A 17,474-nucleotide genomic window follows, 5' to 3' on the forward strand; every position below is an offset into this window, starting at 1 on the left:
CCGTTGGACTGCTCGTTCTGCTGATCGGCGTGAATGTGCAGTCTCGGTAGAGAGAGCGAACAACATTGACCGTTTCAGTGCACGATCGAGCATTGCGGCTCGGCATGGGGTTGATCACGGCCATCATCGTCATGGCCGCGACGGCGGGATGCTCGGCGCAGCAGAAATCGATGCCGGCTCCAACAAGTTCCGGGACCGCAGGACCGTCCGGAGCCGGATCGGCGGCCACGAGCAGCAGCTCACCACCCGCGATAGCGCCAACATCGGCACTTCCGCATGGACATCGGCTACGTAGTCCCGGGACTGTATATAGCCAGTGCGGCAACAGTTTCAGCACGGGCGACGATCAGAAGTTCGATACCACCGGCGAAATCTTCAACCCGAAAACGGGGCGCAATGTTGCACTTCCCACGCCTGCGGTTCCGGCTGGGCAAAAGCTGGTGCGCCAAGCGTGCGTCGTGGGTGGTGACGAGGACAATATCCGCGTTTACTACGTCATGACTCTGTCGACGCCGTCGAGTGGCCTGACTCCTGAATCACGCGCGACGTCGATCGTGAGCTTCGATCCGTTTTCGCCGGGCGCGCCGCCGCAGAACGTGCCATGGCCGGCTGACGTCAATATCGAAAGAGCCCAGTATTTGATGCCGACTTACTACGGCTTCATGGCGGTAGGCGACCCAGTTGTCGGATTCGACGGGAAATCCCTGCAACCCTCGTTCAGGTCCAACAACCATTGGGGCGCAGCTAATTTCGCTGGCTTCTACACCTATGGTGCCGGCGGCCAACCTGACGAGGTCTTCCACAGCGCGAAAGATGGTTCGGTCGTCGGCGAAAACAACGGCACCGGTATGGGTAGCGGGCTGGTGAGGTACCCGGACGGGTTCATCGCGATCGTAGGGCACACCTGGCCATACCAGTACGGCTACTTCGATTTTCGAGACAACCAGCTGAAGACCCCGGCCCCGAGCGGCGGCGTGATGTGGGGCCACGTCCTAACCAGCTACGGCGACGACTTCATCGAGGTGCGAGATGTTACCCAGAACAAGCTCCTTTTCGAACGCCATGGTGATGAAGTTCGAGGTCTGCACATCAAACACTTATATTTCGCAGGTAAGTACCTGTATATCGATAATGATTCCGACAAGCCGGTCATCGACATCACGACCTCGCAAAAGGTCTCGTCTGGTTGGAATGTGCGGCCCGTGGACCTGATCGACAAAAACTGGATGATGATCATCAAAGGTCATGTGACCAACGATTACTCATCGTGTTTCGGAATCGACTCCGATGACTATCTGTCGTACGGCTGCTACGAAGACGGCACTTTGGTGTACGCGCCGAACGGCGAATACTCCGGACCGTGGTTCTGACAGTCGCGGAACGCAGCCGTCAACGCTGATGCGACGAGGCGCAGACCCGCATTTAGTGTTTCGCTCAGGTGTGGACTTTCCAGCCCGCTAATGGGGTGGGCGCAGCCGGGGCGTCGGGATCGTTGAACTCGATGTACACGTCGCCCTGGTTGATGTTGCCGTCGTAGGCGACGAACCCGTGGGCGGTTTGGCCGTTGGTGACGCTGCCCGCGCGCAGGGGCGGCATCTTGTTGATCTTCTGGTAGTCGACCATGGACGAGCCGCCCTGAACATCCCGGTTCGGGTCTTGCCGCCACGGGGAGGATGCGGCGGTGACGGAGGTCTGGCTGTAGGTGAACGGCGCATTGGACTTGCCGGCGATGGTGAGTTCGATGACGTTGCAACCCCGGCCGCCGGAGCAACCCGAGGAGACCCAGGTCGCGCCATTGAGCGTGACGTCGGCGGTCGCGGTGCTGTACTCCGTGACATGGATGCTGGTGCCGGATTTTCCGGTCGGGAAAGGTGACTGTTGAGGTGTCGGGTCGGCGGTGCCGTGGGGCGCTGTTACGCACGCTGTCAGCGCCAGCGTCGTTGCAAGAGCGCTCATGCCAAAGGGTCTGGTCACTGCGCGAAGATAGCGCATCAGGAGAACTTGCGGCGAGCGTGAAGTCGTGACGCCTTTGCCGGTTGTCGCCAGCGCAGCGCGGCTCACGGCTGCGGCGGCGGGGGCGGGGGCGGCGGGGTGGTGGTGCGGGCGGGTTGTCCCAACTCCCCGGTGTGCCGGCTGGCACCTGCATTCCGAGCCAGTTGCACGGCATCATCGATCGCCACGCGATGAACGCGCACTGCTGCTCGGGCGTCAACGGACTGGGCCCCGCGCACGGCGGCGTTCCCGGCGCACCGCAGATCGGGTCGGCCGATGCAAGTGGCGCGTAGGCGAAAGCGGCAGCCGCAACCAGCAACGCGACGGCCGTGACGATGGTGGTGACGAGATGTCGGGTGCGATGCATGGCCCCCTCGAATCTGTAGCGTTTGTACGGAGACGAGAATCAATTAAAACTGTTGGCGTATAACAAATTCCAGGAATATGATCTGCGCTCGACTAATGCGGCAAGTTGGCCAGGTAGCACCGCACTCGCGTGGCGGCGTCGTCCGGCTTGACTCCCATATTCACTAACCTTTGAACCACTTCGGCGGGAGGCACCCCAGAACTGATATCCACATCAATGATGTGGACGCTGGGAAACCAGTTTTCTGCGCTTACCCCGGGGGGCGGGGGCTTCGCGTCGCCACCTATGCATTGAACGTATCCATTGACGCCGGTCTCAGCGTGAGCGGACGGCGCCCCCATCGACACAGCAATGGCCATGCCGACCGCCGCGGGGACATAGATGAAACGCATGCGGGCATTATCGCGCGTTCGCATCGTTTGACAACCACGAATTTGGGGTCGCCACCGCAAACTCCAGTGCAGGGCGGCTCCATATCCTGTTTTGCGCACTTCTAAGGCGCCGCCGTCGGCCTTAAACTGAGCGAGAAATGAGCGCCTATCAGATCGTCGTGGTTGGTACCGATGGCTCGGACTCGTCGCTGCGTGCGGTGGAGCGGGCGGGCGCGATCGCTGCGCATCACGAGGCGAAATTGATCGTGGTGACGGCGCATACTCCCGTCCCCGAGGAACGCGGTCGCTACGCCATCCCGCCGGGGAGCGACCACGGGCAGGACTACCGGACCGTGGGCGAGGCCCCCTTCTACGCGATCCTGCGGGATGCCAGGGAGCGGGCGCACCAAGCCGGGGCCAAGAACGTGGAGGAGAAATCGGTCGTCGGGGCCCCCATCAACGCGCTGGTGCAACTGGCCGAGGAGGTCGCGGCCGACCTGCTGGTTGTCGGCAACGTCGGACTCGCCAGCGTCGCTGGGCGGCTGCTCGGGTCGGTGCCGTCCGCGGTCTCCCGAAGGGCCAAGACCGACGTGTTAATCGTCCACACCAGCGACTGAGGCATCTATATCGCTGCTGAACTACGCCAACTCTGGTGCGCGATACTGGGATTGAAGTAGGTTGCATACCAGTCTGCCGATCTGCGTAATGACCAGCATTTAAGGTGCTTGAACTGGCAATAGACGGCACAGTACCACTTGGCGGCAAGCGGCGGTATACGGCAGTTGTGTTAGGTTAATTTGGCACGTATTTGGCACGCCCGCAGGGAGCAGGACGATGGCTAAACGACGCACCCGCCGCGCATTCGGCAACATCCGGCGCCTGCCGTCCGGCCGCTACCAAGTGCGCTACACCGGCCCTGACGGCAGCTACATCACCGCGCCCCGCACCTTCGCCGCCCGCATTGATGCCGAGGCGTACCTCACCGACCGCCGCCGCGAGGTCGACGCCAACGCATGGAACCCTGACACCGCGGCCAAACCAGAACGCATCACCTTCGGTGCTTACGCGGCGGTGTGGCTGGCCAACCGGCAGGTCGCCGGCCGGCCCATTAAGGCGCGCACCCGCGAGCACTACCAGCAGATCCTCGACGACCACCTACTCGACGAGTTCGGCGGCCGCCAGCTCGCCGCAATCCGCTCTAAGGATGTGCGCGAGTGGTACGCCAAGACCCTCGCCGACAAACCCACCATGCGCAGCCACGCCTACAGCCTGCTCCGCACCATCTTCGCCAGCGCCGTCAATGAAGAGGTGATCGACGCCAACCCGTGCCGCATCGTCGGCGCCGGCCGCGCCAACCGCGTACACAAAATCCGCCCAGCCTCGGTGGAGGAGCTAGCCACACTCACCGAAGCGATGCCTGAGCGGTTGCAGCTGATGGTCTTACTGGCCTCATGGTGCGCCCTGCGGTTCGGCGAGACCATTGAGTTGCGCCGCGGCGACATCGACCTGTCCGACGAGGTCATACGGGTGCGGCGCGCGGCCACACGCGTCGGCGGTACCCACGTCATCACCACGCCCAAAAGCGAAGCCGGTATGCGCGATGTCGCCATCCCGCCGCACATCATCCCCGCCATCGAGCAGCACCTGGCGAAACACGTTCGCAGTGCCCGCGATTCGCTGGTATTCCCCGCCGACAGCAGCAGCCACCTACAGCCGAGCACCGTTTACCGGCACTGGTATAAGGCGCGCGCGAAGGCCGGCCGCGAGGATTTGCGGTGGCACGACCTGCGGCACAGCGGCGCAGTCCTCGCCGCCGCGACTGGTGCCAGCATCGCCGAATTGATGGCCCGCCTCGGTCATTCGTCCCCCTCCGCGGCCATGCGCTATCAGCACGCAGCCCAGGGCCGCGACCGCGAGGTGGCCGCGCTGCTATCCAAGATCGCCGCACACACCAAGTGAGTGAGATCGCCGCACAGTGCAAGAAGGCCGCATTCACCTGGCGGCACGTAACACCAGGTTGCGGCAGACGGCGGGCCGCGCTACCTGCGCTCCGCAACAACATTGACCGCTAATTCTGTACGTTCGCGGCATTACGTTGCCGTTCATGCCGCAAACCAACACCACCACAGCAGCGGGCGGCCGGCGCCGCCGCGAGTGGGCATCCATACAAGAGGCCGCGGAATACCTTGCCGTGTCGGCACGGACGATCCGACAAATGATCGCCGACGGCCGCATCGCCGGGTACAGAAGCAGCAGCCGCCTTGTGCGTGTTGACCTTAACGAGGTGGACGCCGCAATGCAGCCATACGGCGGTGCGGCGTGACAAACCGGGAGGGTCCGCCTACAAAAAAAGTTGAGGCCCCCCTGCGAGGGGGCCTCAACCTCGGTTGCCGCACCCAAACCCACCCTCAGGGTAGCAGCCCCGTACCGCCGAATGCCATTGCCTCGCAGCAAGTGTCGTGGTGGGAGACGCACCAATTCGTTGAGCGGATGCTTGCGCAGGCCAATACCGGGCAGCTTCCATGGGCAGGCAGCCCCGCGTGGTGCGCGATGGCCGACGGCGACCCACGCAAACTCCTGGCCCTAGCGGTGGAAGGCGAGCACCACGTCCTCCGCAAAGAAGTGGCGCAAACCGCCCAAGCGGCAGCATCCGGGGCCATCTCGGGTGGCGCCGACTGGACCGCGGTAAGCAACCAGATACGCGCCCGCGCAGCCTTTTACGAGGCGCGGCCATGGCTTAGGCGGGCGGCGCAATGACGCACGCAGAGCCGGCCGCCTACACCAACGGCTGGCACCCCGACGACCCCGGCCCACCTGAACCAGAGCCAGAAGGTCCGCACCGCGACAGTGGACGGCGACGCGATGAAGGCGACGATGTCCCCTCAACCTGGGAGCCTATCGACCTAGGGCCGTATATACGCGGGGAAGTAGTGCAGCCGCAGACGACGCTCGGTATCACGCGTTCTGATGGGCTGAAAGTCGTTTACCCCGGTCGGGAACACTCACTTCTCGGCGAAACCGAGTCAGGCAAAACATGGTTCGCGGTTGGCTGTGTAGCCGCTGAACTACTCGCCGGGAACTACGTCGTCTACTGCCACTACGAGGAGGGCGATCCCGGCTCTACGGTTGAACGTCTGCTACTGCTTGGCGTGGACGCCGCGTTGATCGACGCACGCCTGCGGTTCGTCGCACCAGCGCGCGCCGCCAGAATCGAATGGATTGCAACGCTGCTGGATCCACCGCCCACATTGGTGATTCACGACGGCGTTAACGAGGCCATGGCGTTGCACAGCGATGAGATCAAAGACGCCGCCGGTGCGGCCGCGTTCCGGCGCCGACTTGTGACCCCATTCCTGCGCGTCGGTGCCGCCACCATTGCCTGCGACCACCTGCCCAAGGACCGGGAGGGCCGCGGCCGTGATGCTTACGGCTCGGTACACAAAGGCAACGCCATCGACGGGGCGCGAATCTTGTTGGAAAACAAAGAGCCCTTTGGGCGCCAGATGCGGGGCCGCTCTTACGTGTTCGTCACCAAGGACCGGCCGGGCCACCTCCGCGCCCACGGGCGGCCCGCGGGAATCCCCGGCAAAACCTTCATGGGCACGCTGATCGTCGACGACTCAGAGACTATCGGGCCTGACTTCACGATGCGCTTCTTCGCGCCGAAGGACGATGGCGACGCACCAGCCCCTGCCAAGGGGAAGGATTACAGCGCCGAACTGGGCGACGCTGTGTACGACGTAATAGCCGCGCTACCCGACCAGACCGTCGCCTCTATGGAGTTGCTCTATGCCGAGATGCGTAAGGCCGGCCACCAGTTCAGGCAGGCTGCAGTCCGTGATGCCGTTGCAGACCTGCGCGTAGCAAAACGTGTAACAGAAGTGGACGGCAAGCGCGGCGCCAAGGGATATCGCGCTGTTTTGACGTCGGCCCAGGATCATCCCGAATGACCTCGGCCCGCGACCCCGGCCGGGACCTCGGCCCCTTACAGGGGGGCCGACGGGCCGAGGTCACGTCCTGTCCCCGGCGGTCGGCCAGGCCGAGGTGGGCCGAGGTGGGCCGAGGTCGGAGGAGAAAAAGACGATCAACCATCAAGGAGGTCACATCGTGACAGAACAACCCGACCGCGAGGCGTACGCCACCACGGGCGTGCTCGAGGCCCGCTGCCCGCACTGTGGCGCAGCACCTGGCGCATGGTGCCGCGGCGACGACGGCCGCGGTGTCCGGCGCATCCCCTGCGTGGGCCGCCTCGCAGCCGCCGTACGCGCGCTCCGCGGCGGCGGCACCGACCCCAACGAGGGCGATAGCGGCGAACGCGACCTACGGGACGGCTATCCCGAATACCGCAGGCCCCCAACCGATGTGGTGCGCAAGACGCCGCCCAAGGGCGACCTGCCACCGATACAGGCCGGCCCCGGCCGCTACGTCTCCGACGAGGTCATCACAGCCCCAGACGGCAACCTTGCCGGCGTCACCCACACCGAGGCCGCCGCGTATATCGCGCGGCCGATCATGCCGAAAACAGTAAAAGGAGAAGGAAAATGAGCGACACCGAAACCACGACCGAAACCACTGAGCCTACCGTAGAGGACCGCCAAGACGCCGAGGTCAGCGCCGATGCGTTGGAGGCCGTTGCCCAGGCCACCCTGCACGCCGAATTCGAGGACGCCCTTCGTCCGCCGACGGCACCTGCTGACGCCGAGGCCGAGGTTGACGCCGACGCGGCTAACGAGGATGGCGACGGCGACGGCGACGGCAGCGCCGAGGGCGAGGGCGATGGCAAGCCCAGCCGCGAAGCCGCCAAGCTGCGACACCGCGCACAAACCGCCGAGGCCGAGAGGGACGCGCTGGCAACACAACTCGAAGCCATGCAGCGCGCCGCCATCGACAGCCACGTGACCGCGATGGGTATGAAGCCGGCCGCACTGTGGGCTTCGGGCGCCAACCTCGCCGACCTGCTAGGCGACGACGGCACACCGGACACCGCCAAGGTTGCGGCCGCAGCCGAGGCGGCGAAGGAAAGCCTCGGGGTCACCACCTACACACGGCCACGGGCAGGGCTGCAGTCCGGTGCGATGGCGCACCAGCCGCGGCGCGACAAGTGGGTGGAGGCGTTCGGGCCGCGCGATTGAACGCGCTTGGCGGCGCGCCAGGCGTAATATGTCCATCGCGGCGCGGGCCGCTCGGCTGTATGGCCGAACCCCGCCGCACGCTCAGCCCTTGGAGGGCAACCCGGCGACGGCTGTACATGCCGCCCGGTTTCACCCACCCGATGGTTTCCCCTCCTTGAAAGGACTTGAGCGACAATGGCTATCACCACAACCCCAACCACGGCGGCCGCATGGTCACCCGACGTCTACACCTTCGCGCCCGAGGACGTTCTGCCCAACGCCCTTATCCTCCAAACCAGTTTCGTGGCCGGCGATATTGAGGGCGACGAACCGTCGCTGCATGTCGGCTACGTGACCGACACCCTGGACGCGACGTACGTCGCCGAGGGCGCCGAAATCGCCGACAGCTCGCCAGGTTTAGACGAGGTCGAGATCAAGACCAAGAAAATCTCGCGCCTGGTCAACCTGAGCAACGAGCAGTACAACCAGCAGCAGACGGCGGCAACGGTCGCCGCGTCGGTGGCCCGCGACCTGACAGCCAAGGCCGACCTCTCGTACCTAGGCGAGAACGCCGACCCGCTGATCGGACTGCTGCACGCAGCCGACGTCATCGACGGCGGCGCCGTATCTGACAGCCTGGACGCGCTGGTCGACCTCGTTGCCGAACTCGAGAACAACGGCTCCACGCCAAGCGCAATCATCCTCGACCCGCTGAGCTGGGCGGCCGCACGGAAGCTGAAGGTCGGCACCGACTACAACGCCGCCTTGCTGGGTGCCGGCACCAACGATGCCCAACCGATGATGTTGAGCCTGCCAATCTTTCGCTCGCGGTTCATCCCAGCAGGCACCGGCATCGTCGTCGACAAGACAGCCATCGCCAGCGCGGTCGGACCCGTCAAGATAGCAACCAGCGAGCACGCCCTCTTCTCCAGCGACGCCGTGCAAGTAAGGGCCACCTGGCGTATCGGCTGGAAGCTTGTGCGGCCGACCCGCATCGGACGCTTCACCGTAGCCAGCGCCCCCGGCGGCAGCTGAGAAACGTGGAGCAGAGCGGTGCGGCAGTAGTGCTGGCTGGCATGGCAACCGGCACCACTGCGCCCTGCCCACGCCGATGGCCGCGCCCGACCCTGCCGAGCGTCGGGCGCGGCCACGGTCCAACAACACCGCCAAGCTGCCGGCGCACCACCGCGCACCCGCGCCAGCATCACTGCAGGCCAGGAGCGTGCACGGTACCCCCGAGGGTATGGGGCCATGGCCCCCCGAGTGCCCGAAGGGCATCGCCGGGTTGCATAGCGTCTCGCTCTCTGTACAGAACGCGACCGTTTGCGGCTACCGCCATTCTGTACGGCCAGCAAACTAGGGAGGTGACTGAGACGGTGGAACGGCTCGGCCTGTGAGTCTGTACGAATACGCAACCGCTCCTGGCTTGAAGGCCAGACTGTAGGCTGCGCGTGTGGGTGGGTGTTGTCGGGACCGCGAAAGGAACGGCAAAAATGGCTGATGAGCCCGAGGAGAAACCCGAGGAGAAAGTGGTCCAGATCCTGGTCAACGTCAGTTGGCCAGCGGATACGTACGAGGACGCCGAACCTACTAATGTATTCATTTTCAATGACATCGGTGAAAACGTGTGTTTTGCATTCGGTTTTGCACCACCCCCTCCTGCCCCCGAAAGATTCGCTGAGGATGGGGTAATCAATATTGAAGCGAATAGGAGCCGCGCTTTTGTAGTCCCGAAGTCGATGATTCTTAACCTGCGCACTGAACTAAATAGGTACATCGAAGAAAACCGGCAGGCTTTCGGGTTAGGTGATGACTCCGATGCAGAGTAAGACATACCCTGCAACCGCGGAATCGAACGGGTACGTAGTACATAGTGAAGCTGCTGTAGCCAGTCCCTTGATGAGCTACGTAGACCGCGCGGTAGAACTCATTGAGCACGCATCACGGCTGGCTGTCCCCACCGGCGCTACGTTCACCAGTGACGCAGGTACGTTGAATATCAAACGCGACGCCCTGGCTGAACATAAGGCGGTACAGCACGAATGGCGTTTTATCGCTCGCAAGCTCGCTATGCTTAGCCGCTTCCAAGAAGGCTGGGATTACGCCCATTCGCAGCCACTGCAGGCAGGAGCCCAAGCAAACTATCTTGAATGGCTCGCAACCGTTTCCCCTGACCGGATGGGCGATGCCGAGCCGATGCTTACGGACGAGGGGCATATCCGCCTTGAGTGGCGCCAGAACGGATATACGAGTATCGCTGAGATTGGAGCCGATTCGCTGTACCTGGCCGTGCTGGCGCCTGTCCGTTCAGACGACGACGCCGAGGAATATGAAAGTTTCGAGCAAGACGCGCTCGACCGTTTCTTCCGTAATGGCATTCTTCGGTCGTGAGCGCGCCCCAATACCCAGGAGTTCGCCTTACCGATCAGGCTGAATTGCTTCGACGCGTTGCGCCTATTGGGAAAAGTAAGGGCACTGTCGGTGACAACCCAGGAATCGAGGCCTTTAAACCAGATCCCGATTCCAGTGCGTTCCGGCCCGGCGACAGGGGCTCCGATGACAACGGCGGCCTCTCGACGAAGCGGGCTGCCGAAGATCCGAAGGACGTGTATTGGGCGTATCTCCGCTCCTCCAAGACGCCTGGCGCGCGAAAGGCGCTGGGAACTTGGGGGTTCACGGTCGGTGAGGCAGATTCCCTTCAGTTGCCGTGTTACGACGACGCCGGCATCGATGACGCCCATCCTGAGAACCACGCAACAGTCTGGTTCCCAATGCCATCCGAGCTGTCCAGAAAGAAGTTGAAACTTCTCTTCGACCGCCTGGCCTTAGAACTCCGAAAGTTTGCCTTACAACACAAGTGCCTTTTCCGGGCAGAGGACCCCGAGGCCGATGCACGTTCTCTGCAGGAGACGCCGTCCCCGGGCGATCAAACGGCTGCCAAGGCTGAAGAAAAGTCCACGGGGCCGCACGAGTAGTAGCGCCGGCGGGACTGGCGTTCGCCACGCATTGCCCTAACCTACTTTTCACCGCGCGCTGAAAGCGCCGCACGGCGCGGCGCCCACTCGTGGCCAGATGCACGGCCGCGACGCGGGCTGTCAGCGCATTCGCAGGGGAGTTGACGGAGCGGTACGCCCTACCGGTGTACGTCTAACCTCGCGTGCATGGAGATCGAACAGAAGTACGTGGCCGCCCTAAACGATGGCATTGTCAACGCGACCGACGTCGGCTACCTGGGTCTGACTGATGCCCAATTCGCAGCGTTCCTGTACGTTCTTGCCTGGTATATGGGCGGGAAGCGCGAGGGAGTAGACGGTTTTGTTGTCGGCGCAGCGGACACGGATGCTCGCACCCTCACTGTCTACTGGATAGCAGGTGACTCCATCGGATCTCTGACAGTGGCAGGCACTGACGTTGGAAATTCTGCATTGCCTCCGATCAGCGGCTGGCTGCGTTCGGTGCGAGACGTCGAGAAGCTGGCACTCAGTGGCGTCGTGAAGATTGAGAACGTCACGAACGAAAAGGATGTTCGACCCATTGTGCTCATTGTCTTCCGCGGCGAGCAGCCCATCGAAATTTCGGCCGACCGGCCGAATGAGCGTGCCCGTAGACAGGCAAGAGACTTCATCGCCCGTCTGCTAGTACTTATCGGTGGCCTGCCCTCATAGGCTCTGTGGGCGACCAGTGGTCGGCTGCACGTTGGCTCGGCGGCGCCGCTGCCGCTGGTCGGTTTGGCGGTGTCGCGGCTAGTTCCATGGGTCCCCAACGGAACGCCGCGGACATGATTTGCCGGTGTTCGTATTCGGCGCGTGCCGCTAGGGCGTCGCGGCGCTGCTGGCGGCGCACGGCGGCGTAAACGCCCCCGCCGGCCGCGACAACGGCCAGCAGCCACGGGTGCGCCACCACCATCGCGAGCACCACGATGGCCACGGTGACGGCGGCGGCCGGGTGCCGGTCCGGCCAGGTGCGGTGCGAGCACCGCGCCTCAAGGCCGCACCGCGGACACGCGTGCACGGTCACAGCCCAACCTCGGCGGCCTCAACGGCGAGTGTCAGAAGATCACCCGCATTCGATACCCCCCACCGCCGGCAAATTCGGACCGCCCCGTCAACGCTGTACCGGCGCACCATCTCATCGAGCAGCACCCACATGGGAGGGCACCCATTTTCCCGCCAACGTTGCTCAGCCGCCACATCCTCCCAAGGCTCCATATCTTTCCCCTACCTCCACTGGTCACCATTTCGCTCGAATAGTGCAGGACCGCAACAGGGTTCGCAGCGGTTCCATGTTTCTCGGCGCAGGTTACGCCGCCTTTCGCCAGACGGGGTCGCGGTGGGCCGCAACCTCCTTCGCTTTCGGGCACCACGTTTCGGACCATTTCCCCGCACCGCGCACTGATCGTCTGTTAACGTGCCGGTCAACTACGGTCGGGGCCGTAGCTCACGGGGTTAATCACCGCAGGGGTAGCAATGTCTTGGTTTGGGATAATCCTGCTCTCGGCGCTTTGCGGTGGCATCGGCTGCGCGATCAACCAGGCTAAAAACCGCAGCGGCCGCGAGGGATTCGTGCTCGGGTGCCTGCTGGGTCTCATCGGGATCATCATTGTGTTGTGTCTGCCGAAGCTGCCGGCCGCTGAGTTGCCGCGGCCGTGGCCGACGTTGCCGCCGCCGGGGTGGTATCAAGACCCGGCAGATCCGACTCGGAATCGGTGGTGGGATGGTGCGCGGTGGTCTGACCCGCCGCCGATACCGCCGATGCCGTCCGGGTATCGGCCTAGTCCGACAACTTACGAGCCCTGGCAATTTAATAGCGTGAAACTGGCCCCTGGAACACCGATCAAAGTGGTTGCTGCTGGGGACGAACACGAAGGGCAGGTTGGCGTGGTTCACGATCTAGTAGACGAGGACGAGGACGGCCTCGATGTTTGCGTGAAGTTCCACGGCGACAAAGAAATATATGCGTTTAGCCATGACGAGCTGATTGCTATTCGAACGCCGACAAGCTGAGTGAGTCGGCGCGCGCCAGACTGGCATACGTAGTCGCCAGACGATTGATCGCGGTCGCCGTGGCCTGCGTGGCGGATCGTCGTTTTAGCCCCGGCGAAGAACGGTCCGTCTTGCCCGCCACAGTGACCAGCGAGGTAACTTTGGCACGTATTTGGCACGCCGCCGCGCCCTGGGCCGAGAAATATGCACTGACGTGCAGTAATGCTGGTGCGCGATACTGGGATTGAACCAGTGACCTCTTCCGTGTCAGGGAAGCGCTCTCCCGCTGAGCTAATCGCGCCGGGAAACCAAAAGCTGGAGGTGGAGACGGGAATCGAACCCGTGTGCACGGCTTTGCAGGCCGTTGCCTCACCACTCGGCCACTCCACCGCTGGGATTGATGCCACTTGCACCTTCGAGCGGATGACGGGATTCGAACCCGCGACCCTCACCTTGGCAAGGTGATGCGCTACCAACTGCGCTACATCCGCGCGCCTCGGACGAGATCGTCGCCCGGTGCGAAGCACGACGATAGTCGACGTGAGCGGGCACATACAAATTTCTTGGTACGAGCCGTGTCTAGGCTAGCGCGTCGACCTGCCGACGCTGTGGCCGGTATTGTCGGCGGTTGGCGCATGCTAGTCTTCGACGTCGTTCGCCATCTCGGCGCCGGTCCCGTGGCTCAGTGGGAGAGCGTCCGCTTCACACGCGGAAGGTCGCTGGTTCGATCCCAGCCGGGACCACTCACATTCACGCACGTAGAATAGGGTATCTAGCCTAGCGAAACAATCCCGGTGTTATGCCGGTGTTATCAACTAATGTGGCCGCCCAGTGGGTTCTCCGCCTACCAAATGCCGAGTGTAGGAGGACAAACCAACCATGACGACCACAACCAACCCGTTCCCCAACGTCCCACTGCCTGCCGGCGCGGGCATAGTGGACGAGTGGCTGGATGCCGGCACACCACACGCCTACAGAACGTGGCACGGCTGGCACCGCACCATCGCCGCCGACGATCCCGGTGACCGACCGTGGAGCGACGACATTGAGGTGTACGTGCACGGCACCCAAGCCACCGACGGCACTGTCACACGGCACATTTCAGTGCACCAGCTGCACGCCGACAACCCAGTCACAGCAGCGCAGGCACGCCAGCTCGCGCGCACCCTCATGGCGGCCGCTGACGAAGCTGACATGATGGCCGACCACGATGCTGTCAGTGCGGACGACGAGAATGTCGATTCATGAGTAGGCATTGGTGTCGGCGGTGTGGGCAGGAGCGGCGCTGCTCCCACGGCAGTTGGCCAGACAGGCATCCGGCCGCTGCGGTCACGCTGGCCGTGTTCGTGCTGGCCATGACCTGCGTCCACCCGTGGCTTGTCGGCGGTGTTGTCGTCGGTGGGACCGTGTATCTGGCAATCTATGAACGTCGGCGGCGGGAGGCGCTCGCAGCCCGCGCCGACTGGGAGCACCGCGCGCTGCTGGCGCGGCCGCTGCCGCAACTGCCGGCGCCGGTCGTGCCGCGGCGCCGGGCAGCCGACCACTGGTCGACCACAGAACCGATTCGGAGGAGCGCGTGACCAACGAGCTTGACTTGCTGGAATGGTGGGAGCGGCGATCTGACGACCAGCGCACGGCATTGAAGCAGGCCGCCCAACAAGGCGATATGGGAGCCGACACGGTGCAACTCCTCATCAACACCCGCTGCCCTGGGAGCCCGATTGGCACGAAGTGGGAATCTCAACCGCAGTACGCGTGGAGCTGGCCCGAGAGCGTGCGCACGTTCATCATCGCGCAGTAGAGGTGCAGCGGTAACACGGAACCCATTAGCCGGGTGGCTCACGCTGTGTCAGAGGCACCTGGCTCTAGCTCGTCGCTGTCCGCACGCCTCAGTAAGTCGAAAAGATCAGGCGCCTCTTCATCGTCGCCCTCGTCAACAAACGCGAAGATGTCGGGTGCCGTGAGGATCTTGTCTTGCGCCCGTTGCGCCTTCTCACGCTTCTCGCGCTTGTCGCGCAGCTCCTGCTCGCGCTTCCGCACCTGCTCCGCGGTCCGTCGAGCTTGTTCTGGATACTGCGCATAGTCGCGCTGCAAAAAGACCATTAATCGCGCGCAGTCTTCGCACACGTCATCGTCGTCGTCGGGCTGGAAGCTGCCTGGATAGACCACCTGCACGCGCCTGCTGCAGATCGCCTCTGGAGCGTCAAAGTACTCGAAGTGCCGAAGCTCGTGCCGGCCTACCAGCCGTCGAAGCACATACTGGTGCAAACGCTTGACGGGATCATTGAGCAAAACGGCATGCACATAGATACGGTCGTCATCATGCCTAGGCGACCGCTTCGCAGCAGCTCGTGTATCAGGAACAAACATTGGACAGCTGCGGGAATGCTATCGCGGCTAGCCGCCCACATCGGGTAACGACACGCCGTTAGACGTACGCCGGCACGCCGGACCGCTGCGTCAACCCCCCTGCGGCGGTGACAACCCGCGCAGACTACGAAGACCGCGTGCTGATGGCCGCGCGGCCAGTTCCTGTAGTGCCGCCGACTCGGGAGCCCGTAATGTTGGCGAACATGCAGTTGCCAACCCAGCCTCAGCGGATTGCCGAGAATGTCGTCCGAAGAACCAGCAGCTGACAAGCGCCTTGAACTCGCTTATGCCGCCGCTCAGGACAGGCTGAAGGCGCAGAACGAAACTCTTGCAAACACGCGGACGCGGGCTAACAACCTGCTTGCCACCACCGCGCTGTTCATCTCGTTCTCGGCGGGCGTCGGATTGATCAACACCGATCCGAACAAGGGCCTGGTGTTGTGCCCGTTCCTGGCTGCCGTTCTTCTGCTGGTGGTGGTGATACTCGGTGGTTGCGTCCTATTCATAGCGTGGCCGGCAAAGAGCTGGAGCCACACCCCGTCGGCACGGGTCATCCTCGAGCGGGTCGACGCCGGCGAGGATGAGGCGACCATCCGAAGATTCGTTACCTGCAAGATGATTGAGGGCGCAGACCGCAATCACGACAAGTTACAAGCGCGGCAAATCGCCTTCCGCGTAGCGGTCGCTTTGCTCATTGTGGAAGTAGCGTTGCTCGTCGGCGCTCTGGCCCTGTACTGAGGGGGATAAATGACAGATGACTTCGACAATTGGCACGATCCCGCCGACGACCAGTTCAGCGAGAAAACGGCGAAGCGCGACGACCCACGGCACCGCGAGGAGCGCCGCAGCATAGACGGCGCGCGGGATCGGCCAGAACGGCGAGACAAAGACATGGGTAATCGCCCACAACCGCGTGACAAAGACACGGGCGGCCGAGGGAAACATCGCGACAAATAGGCGCGCGCCGGTAATTCAGGCGACTGACGACCTAATCGCCTCGACAAATTGATCCCACCGCTCACGCACCGCCGGCTGATACAGAGAAGTCGGACCCAGGACCTCCACCGGACTCGTATCGGTAAACCTGAGCCTCACAGTGGTGGCTGTCGACCACCATTGCTGCGGGTTCTGCGCGACCATGCTTACGACATTGTCGAAGCCGACCTCGACGACTGAGGACAACGGACGTGCCCACGCGGCGCCTACCTCCATCGTCACCTTGTCGGACTGGAAGCTGCTGGCTTCTTCGACGGAGTCGTAGAAGGGCGCGTTAAATGTCAGTTCGGTGTGCCCGAGCAGCTGTCGCGTCACGATCCAGTTCGACCAGACGGAAGTGGGCGGCGCCTCAGAGGACATCTGCGTTGAGGCCCACGAGGCAATGATTTCGTCATCCCTCGCCAGCGCCGCAACCGAGAAGTAAACGGCCCTGGGCGGCAGCCGATGTTCGATTCCGAGGTGCCGACTTAGACGGTCCCAGTCGGCTTCCGTTATGTACATGGCCTCGACGGTACGACCGGCCACCGACAAAGTGCACCGAGACGCCCCGTCACAACCCGAGCCGTTCGACCGTCTCGACCGTGGTCTCCGCGCGGAACGACACTCGGTCATCAGCAGACACGACCGCGACGAACATCGGCCTTCCCGGCTCCAGACGGAGCCGGGAAGGCCGAGGCAGCAAGTAGGCAGGCACCTCAAGCGTCGCCCCAAGAACGCCCCGCGCCCGCCACTCCTCGAACACCGGCGGAATATGCCTGCCAGCGCGCGTGTACGTGCTGAACATCCCCACCTCAGCCTCAATTGCCTCCGCAACCGCGGCATAAACCCCGCCGTACTGCCTCTCCGACTGGGGTGCCTTCCTAACCATCCAACGCCGCCTTCCGATCCCAGCGATACTTTGCCGCCTGCTGGTGCTGCCCACTTTTGGGCTTCTCGACGCGCAGCGCCAACTTCGCCAGCGCATCCAACTTCAGCCGCTCGCAATGCCGTATCTCCGCAGACATGTTCGACAGCACCGTGGGCCGCGCCTCCCCTGCCAGCTCGCTGCGGTACACCCCGCGCAACTCTTCGGCCCGGTTCGCGGCGTCGCACGCCGTATCGAGTGCCGCCAACTCCCGCTCATCGAACTCAAGCGCCTCCCCCGCTTCCTGTCCCGCGCGCTGGAGGGCCGCGTCCATGTCGGCGCGCAACCGCCTACCGGGCGCCAGCCTGCGCTTCGCTGTCATGGGCGAATCACCCTCCTCGCCAAAAGTTCTGGGATGCGATGCGCCGAGCCAGCGACCCT

General features: G+C 63.4%; 26 protein-coding genes and 4 tRNA genes. 21 read left to right on the forward strand and 9 right to left on the reverse strand.

The annotated features are described in order from the left end of the window. Window positions 1-92 precede the first annotated feature (92 nt). A complete protein-coding gene (locus G6N50_RS02090) occupies window positions 93-1,370 on the forward strand; it encodes a hypothetical protein (RefSeq protein WP_142275610.1) in 1,278 nt (425 codons plus the stop codon). Window positions 1,371-1,434: 64 nt separating this feature from the next. On the opposite strand, the gene G6N50_RS02095 is transcribed toward G6N50_RS02090, so the two are convergent. After that, window positions 1,435-1,956 carry a hypothetical protein gene (locus tag G6N50_RS02095; protein ID WP_083096295.1) on the reverse strand — a complete coding sequence of 174 codons (522 nt, stop codon included), beginning with the start codon at window positions 1,954-1,956 and terminating at the stop codon, window positions 1,435-1,437. A 152-nt stretch (window positions 1,957-2,108) separates the two neighbouring features. Between G6N50_RS02095 and G6N50_RS29990 the strand changes: the two genes are divergently transcribed. Continuing rightward, on the forward strand, window positions 2,109-2,285 hold the full coding sequence (locus tag G6N50_RS29990) for a hypothetical protein (RefSeq protein ID WP_179970085.1): 177 nt from the start codon (window positions 2,109-2,111) through the stop codon (window positions 2,283-2,285). A gap of 166 nt (window positions 2,286-2,451) precedes the next feature. On the opposite strand, the gene G6N50_RS29855 is transcribed toward G6N50_RS29990, so the two are convergent. After that, entirely contained in the window at window positions 2,452-2,751 is a 300-nt protein-coding gene (locus G6N50_RS29855; RefSeq protein WP_083100302.1) for a hypothetical protein, read from the reverse strand. A gap of 137 nt (window positions 2,752-2,888) precedes the next feature. On the opposite strand from G6N50_RS29855, the gene G6N50_RS02110 reads away from it, so the two are divergent. The 13 genes from G6N50_RS02110 to G6N50_RS02170 all read left to right on the forward strand — a co-directional run bounded on the left by G6N50_RS02110 (window position 2,889) and on the right by G6N50_RS02170 (window position 12,844). Beyond that, window positions 2,889-3,347 carry a universal stress protein gene (locus G6N50_RS02110; RefSeq protein WP_083100304.1) on the forward strand — a complete coding sequence of 153 codons (459 nt, stop codon included), beginning with the start codon at window positions 2,889-2,891 and terminating at the stop codon, window positions 3,345-3,347. A gap of 217 nt (window positions 3,348-3,564) precedes the next feature. Next, window positions 3,565-4,689, forward strand: a complete 1,125-nt coding sequence (locus G6N50_RS02115) for a tyrosine-type recombinase/integrase (RefSeq protein WP_083100305.1) — start codon at window positions 3,565-3,567, stop codon at window positions 4,687-4,689. Window positions 4,690-4,834: 145 nt separating this feature from the next. Further along, window positions 4,835-5,053, forward strand: a complete 219-nt coding sequence (locus G6N50_RS02120) for an excisionase family DNA-binding protein (RefSeq protein WP_083100308.1) — start codon at window positions 4,835-4,837, stop codon at window positions 5,051-5,053. A 131-nt stretch (window positions 5,054-5,184) separates the two neighbouring features. Continuing rightward, window positions 5,185-5,487, forward strand: coding sequence for a DUF2742 domain-containing protein (locus tag G6N50_RS02125; protein ID WP_264028601.1), 303 nt, complete (start codon window positions 5,185-5,187; stop codon window positions 5,485-5,487). Between the two features lie 173 nt (window positions 5,488-5,660). Next, the gene (locus G6N50_RS02130; protein WP_232068863.1) at window positions 5,661-6,680 is read left to right on the forward strand and encodes a hypothetical protein; all 1,020 of its coding nucleotides are present in this window, start codon (window positions 5,661-5,663) and stop codon (window positions 6,678-6,680) included. Window positions 6,681-6,837: 157 nt separating this feature from the next. Beyond that, on the forward strand, window positions 6,838-7,275 hold the full coding sequence (locus G6N50_RS02135) for a zinc finger domain-containing protein (protein ID WP_142275815.1): 438 nt from the start codon (window positions 6,838-6,840) through the stop codon (window positions 7,273-7,275). Further along, window positions 7,272-7,862 carry a hypothetical protein gene (locus G6N50_RS02140; protein ID WP_083100146.1) on the forward strand — a complete coding sequence of 197 codons (591 nt, stop codon included), beginning with the start codon at window positions 7,272-7,274 and terminating at the stop codon, window positions 7,860-7,862. Before G6N50_RS02135 ends, G6N50_RS02140 begins: the two co-directional genes overlap by 4 nt. 174 nt (window positions 7,863-8,036) lie before the next feature. Beyond that, window positions 8,037-8,876 carry a phage major capsid protein gene (locus G6N50_RS02145; protein ID WP_083100148.1) on the forward strand — a complete coding sequence of 280 codons (840 nt, stop codon included), beginning with the start codon at window positions 8,037-8,039 and terminating at the stop codon, window positions 8,874-8,876. Between the two features lie 458 nt (window positions 8,877-9,334). Continuing rightward, complete coding sequence (locus G6N50_RS02150; protein ID WP_142275816.1) at window positions 9,335-9,670, forward strand: hypothetical protein; 336 nt, start codon at window positions 9,335-9,337, stop codon at window positions 9,668-9,670. Between the two features lie 70 nt (window positions 9,671-9,740). Next, on the forward strand, window positions 9,741-10,232 hold the full coding sequence (locus G6N50_RS02155; protein ID WP_142275817.1) for a hypothetical protein: 492 nt from the start codon (window positions 9,741-9,743) through the stop codon (window positions 10,230-10,232). Further along, on the forward strand, window positions 10,229-10,816 hold the full coding sequence (locus G6N50_RS02160; RefSeq protein WP_142275818.1) for a hypothetical protein: 588 nt from the start codon (window positions 10,229-10,231) through the stop codon (window positions 10,814-10,816). Before G6N50_RS02155 ends, G6N50_RS02160 begins: the two co-directional genes overlap by 4 nt. 186 nt (window positions 10,817-11,002) lie before the next feature. Beyond that, entirely contained in the window at window positions 11,003-11,506 is a 504-nt protein-coding gene (locus G6N50_RS02165; protein ID WP_083100155.1) for a hypothetical protein, read from the forward strand. An 801-nt stretch (window positions 11,507-12,307) separates the two neighbouring features. Next, the gene (locus G6N50_RS02170; protein ID WP_083100159.1) at window positions 12,308-12,844 is read left to right on the forward strand and encodes a DUF2510 domain-containing protein; all 537 of its coding nucleotides are present in this window, start codon (window positions 12,308-12,310) and stop codon (window positions 12,842-12,844) included. Between the two features lie 205 nt (window positions 12,845-13,049). Here the strand turns inward: G6N50_RS02170 and G6N50_RS02175 are convergent. From G6N50_RS02175 to G6N50_RS02185, 3 genes are all read right to left on the reverse strand, one after another. Further along, window positions 13,050-13,124 (reverse strand) — tRNA-Val (locus tag G6N50_RS02175). A 15-nt stretch (window positions 13,125-13,139) separates the two neighbouring features. Beyond that, window positions 13,140-13,213 (reverse strand) — tRNA-Cys (locus G6N50_RS02180). A 28-nt stretch (window positions 13,214-13,241) separates the two neighbouring features. Then, window positions 13,242-13,314 (reverse strand) — tRNA-Gly (locus G6N50_RS02185). A 180-nt stretch (window positions 13,315-13,494) separates the two neighbouring features. Between G6N50_RS02185 and G6N50_RS02190 the strand changes: the two genes are divergently transcribed. The 4 genes from G6N50_RS02190 (at window position 13,495) to G6N50_RS02205 (ending at window position 14,624) form a co-directional block, all read left to right on the forward strand. Then, window positions 13,495-13,566: transfer RNA gene (locus G6N50_RS02190), tRNA-Val, on the forward strand. A gap of 136 nt (window positions 13,567-13,702) precedes the next feature. Continuing rightward, entirely contained in the window at window positions 13,703-14,071 is a 369-nt protein-coding gene (locus G6N50_RS02195; RefSeq protein WP_083100161.1) for a hypothetical protein, read from the forward strand. Continuing rightward, window positions 14,068-14,403 (forward strand): hypothetical protein, encoded by a 336-nt coding sequence (locus G6N50_RS02200; protein ID WP_142275819.1) that lies wholly within the window; start codon window positions 14,068-14,070, stop codon window positions 14,401-14,403. The genes G6N50_RS02195 and G6N50_RS02200 overlap by 4 nt, the downstream gene beginning before the upstream one ends. Further along, on the forward strand, window positions 14,400-14,624 hold the full coding sequence (locus tag G6N50_RS02205; RefSeq protein WP_083100165.1) for a hypothetical protein: 225 nt from the start codon (window positions 14,400-14,402) through the stop codon (window positions 14,622-14,624). Before G6N50_RS02200 ends, G6N50_RS02205 begins: the two co-directional genes overlap by 4 nt. Before the next feature lie 38 nt (window positions 14,625-14,662). Here the strand turns inward: G6N50_RS02205 and G6N50_RS02210 are convergent, their stop codons facing one another. After that, complete coding sequence (locus G6N50_RS02210; protein WP_083100167.1) at window positions 14,663-15,127, reverse strand: hypothetical protein; 465 nt, start codon at window positions 15,125-15,127, stop codon at window positions 14,663-14,665. Between the two features lie 306 nt (window positions 15,128-15,433). Between G6N50_RS02210 and G6N50_RS02215 the strand changes: the two genes are divergently transcribed. Then, window positions 15,434-15,931 carry a hypothetical protein gene (locus G6N50_RS02215; protein ID WP_083100170.1) on the forward strand — a complete coding sequence of 166 codons (498 nt, stop codon included), beginning with the start codon at window positions 15,434-15,436 and terminating at the stop codon, window positions 15,929-15,931. 9 nt (window positions 15,932-15,940) lie between these two features. Then, window positions 15,941-16,150 carry a hypothetical protein gene (locus G6N50_RS02220; protein ID WP_083100172.1) on the forward strand — a complete coding sequence of 70 codons (210 nt, stop codon included), beginning with the start codon at window positions 15,941-15,943 and terminating at the stop codon, window positions 16,148-16,150. Window positions 16,151-16,165: 15 nt separating this feature from the next. Here G6N50_RS02220 and G6N50_RS02225 read toward each other — a convergent pair whose 3' ends face one another. The 3 genes from G6N50_RS02225 to G6N50_RS02235 are packed head-to-tail and all read right to left on the reverse strand — an operon-like array spanning window position 16,166 to window position 17,415. Then, a complete protein-coding gene (locus G6N50_RS02225) occupies window positions 16,166-16,714 on the reverse strand; it encodes a hypothetical protein (protein WP_083100174.1) in 549 nt (182 codons plus the stop codon). Window positions 16,715-16,739: 25 nt separating this feature from the next. After that, window positions 16,740-17,057: a hypothetical protein gene (locus G6N50_RS02230; protein WP_083100176.1), complete on the reverse strand. Its 318-nt coding sequence runs from the start codon at window positions 17,055-17,057 to the stop codon at window positions 16,740-16,742. After that, window positions 17,050-17,415, reverse strand: coding sequence for a hypothetical protein (locus G6N50_RS02235; RefSeq protein ID WP_083100178.1), 366 nt, complete (start codon window positions 17,413-17,415; stop codon window positions 17,050-17,052). Before G6N50_RS02235 ends, G6N50_RS02230 begins: the two co-directional genes overlap by 8 nt. Between the last annotated feature and the right edge of the window lie 59 nt (window positions 17,416-17,474).

Source organism: Mycobacterium mantenii (assembly GCF_010731775.1).
GTDB lineage: Bacteria > Actinomycetota > Actinomycetes > Mycobacteriales > Mycobacteriaceae > Mycobacterium > Mycobacterium mantenii.

Bases quoted from the DNA above. Each gene is read 5' to 3' on its own strand.
- G6N50_RS02140 (WP_083100146.1), top strand. From the start codon at position 7,272: ATGAGCGACACCGAAACCACGACCGAAACCACTGAGCCTACCGTAGAG.
- G6N50_RS02195 (WP_083100161.1), top strand. From the start codon at position 13,703: ATGACGACCACAACCAACCCGTTCCCCAACGTCCCACTGCCTGCCGGC.
- G6N50_RS02170 (WP_083100159.1), top strand. From the start codon at position 12,308: ATGTCTTGGTTTGGGATAATCCTGCTCTCGGCGCTTTGCGGTGGCATC.
- G6N50_RS02220 (WP_083100172.1), top strand. From the start codon at position 15,941: ATGACAGATGACTTCGACAATTGGCACGATCCCGCCGACGACCAGTTC.
- G6N50_RS02200 (WP_142275819.1), top strand. From the start codon at position 14,068: ATGAGTAGGCATTGGTGTCGGCGGTGTGGGCAGGAGCGGCGCTGCTCC.
- G6N50_RS02110 (WP_083100304.1), top strand. From the start codon at position 2,889: ATGAGCGCCTATCAGATCGTCGTGGTTGGTACCGATGGCTCGGACTCG.
- G6N50_RS29855 (WP_083100302.1), bottom strand. From the start codon at position 2,751: ATGCGTTTCATCTATGTCCCCGCGGCGGTCGGCATGGCCATTGCTGTG.
- G6N50_RS02215 (WP_083100170.1), top strand. From the start codon at position 15,434: ATGTCGTCCGAAGAACCAGCAGCTGACAAGCGCCTTGAACTCGCTTAT.
- G6N50_RS02235 (WP_083100178.1), bottom strand. From the start codon at position 17,415: ATGACAGCGAAGCGCAGGCTGGCGCCCGGTAGGCGGTTGCGCGCCGAC.
- G6N50_RS02150 (WP_142275816.1), top strand. From the start codon at position 9,335: ATGGCTGATGAGCCCGAGGAGAAACCCGAGGAGAAAGTGGTCCAGATC.
- G6N50_RS02095 (WP_083096295.1), bottom strand. From the start codon at position 1,956: ATGAGCGCTCTTGCAACGACGCTGGCGCTGACAGCGTGCGTAACAGCG.
- G6N50_RS02155 (WP_142275817.1), top strand. From the start codon at position 9,741: ATGAGCTACGTAGACCGCGCGGTAGAACTCATTGAGCACGCATCACGG.
- G6N50_RS02145 (WP_083100148.1), top strand. From the start codon at position 8,037: ATGGCTATCACCACAACCCCAACCACGGCGGCCGCATGGTCACCCGAC.
- G6N50_RS02115 (WP_083100305.1), top strand. From the start codon at position 3,565: ATGGCTAAACGACGCACCCGCCGCGCATTCGGCAACATCCGGCGCCTG.
- G6N50_RS02230 (WP_083100176.1), bottom strand. From the start codon at position 17,057: ATGGTTAGGAAGGCACCCCAGTCGGAGAGGCAGTACGGCGGGGTTTAT.
- G6N50_RS02120 (WP_083100308.1), top strand. From the start codon at position 4,835: ATGCCGCAAACCAACACCACCACAGCAGCGGGCGGCCGGCGCCGCCGC.
- G6N50_RS02165 (WP_083100155.1), top strand. From the start codon at position 11,003: ATGGAGATCGAACAGAAGTACGTGGCCGCCCTAAACGATGGCATTGTC.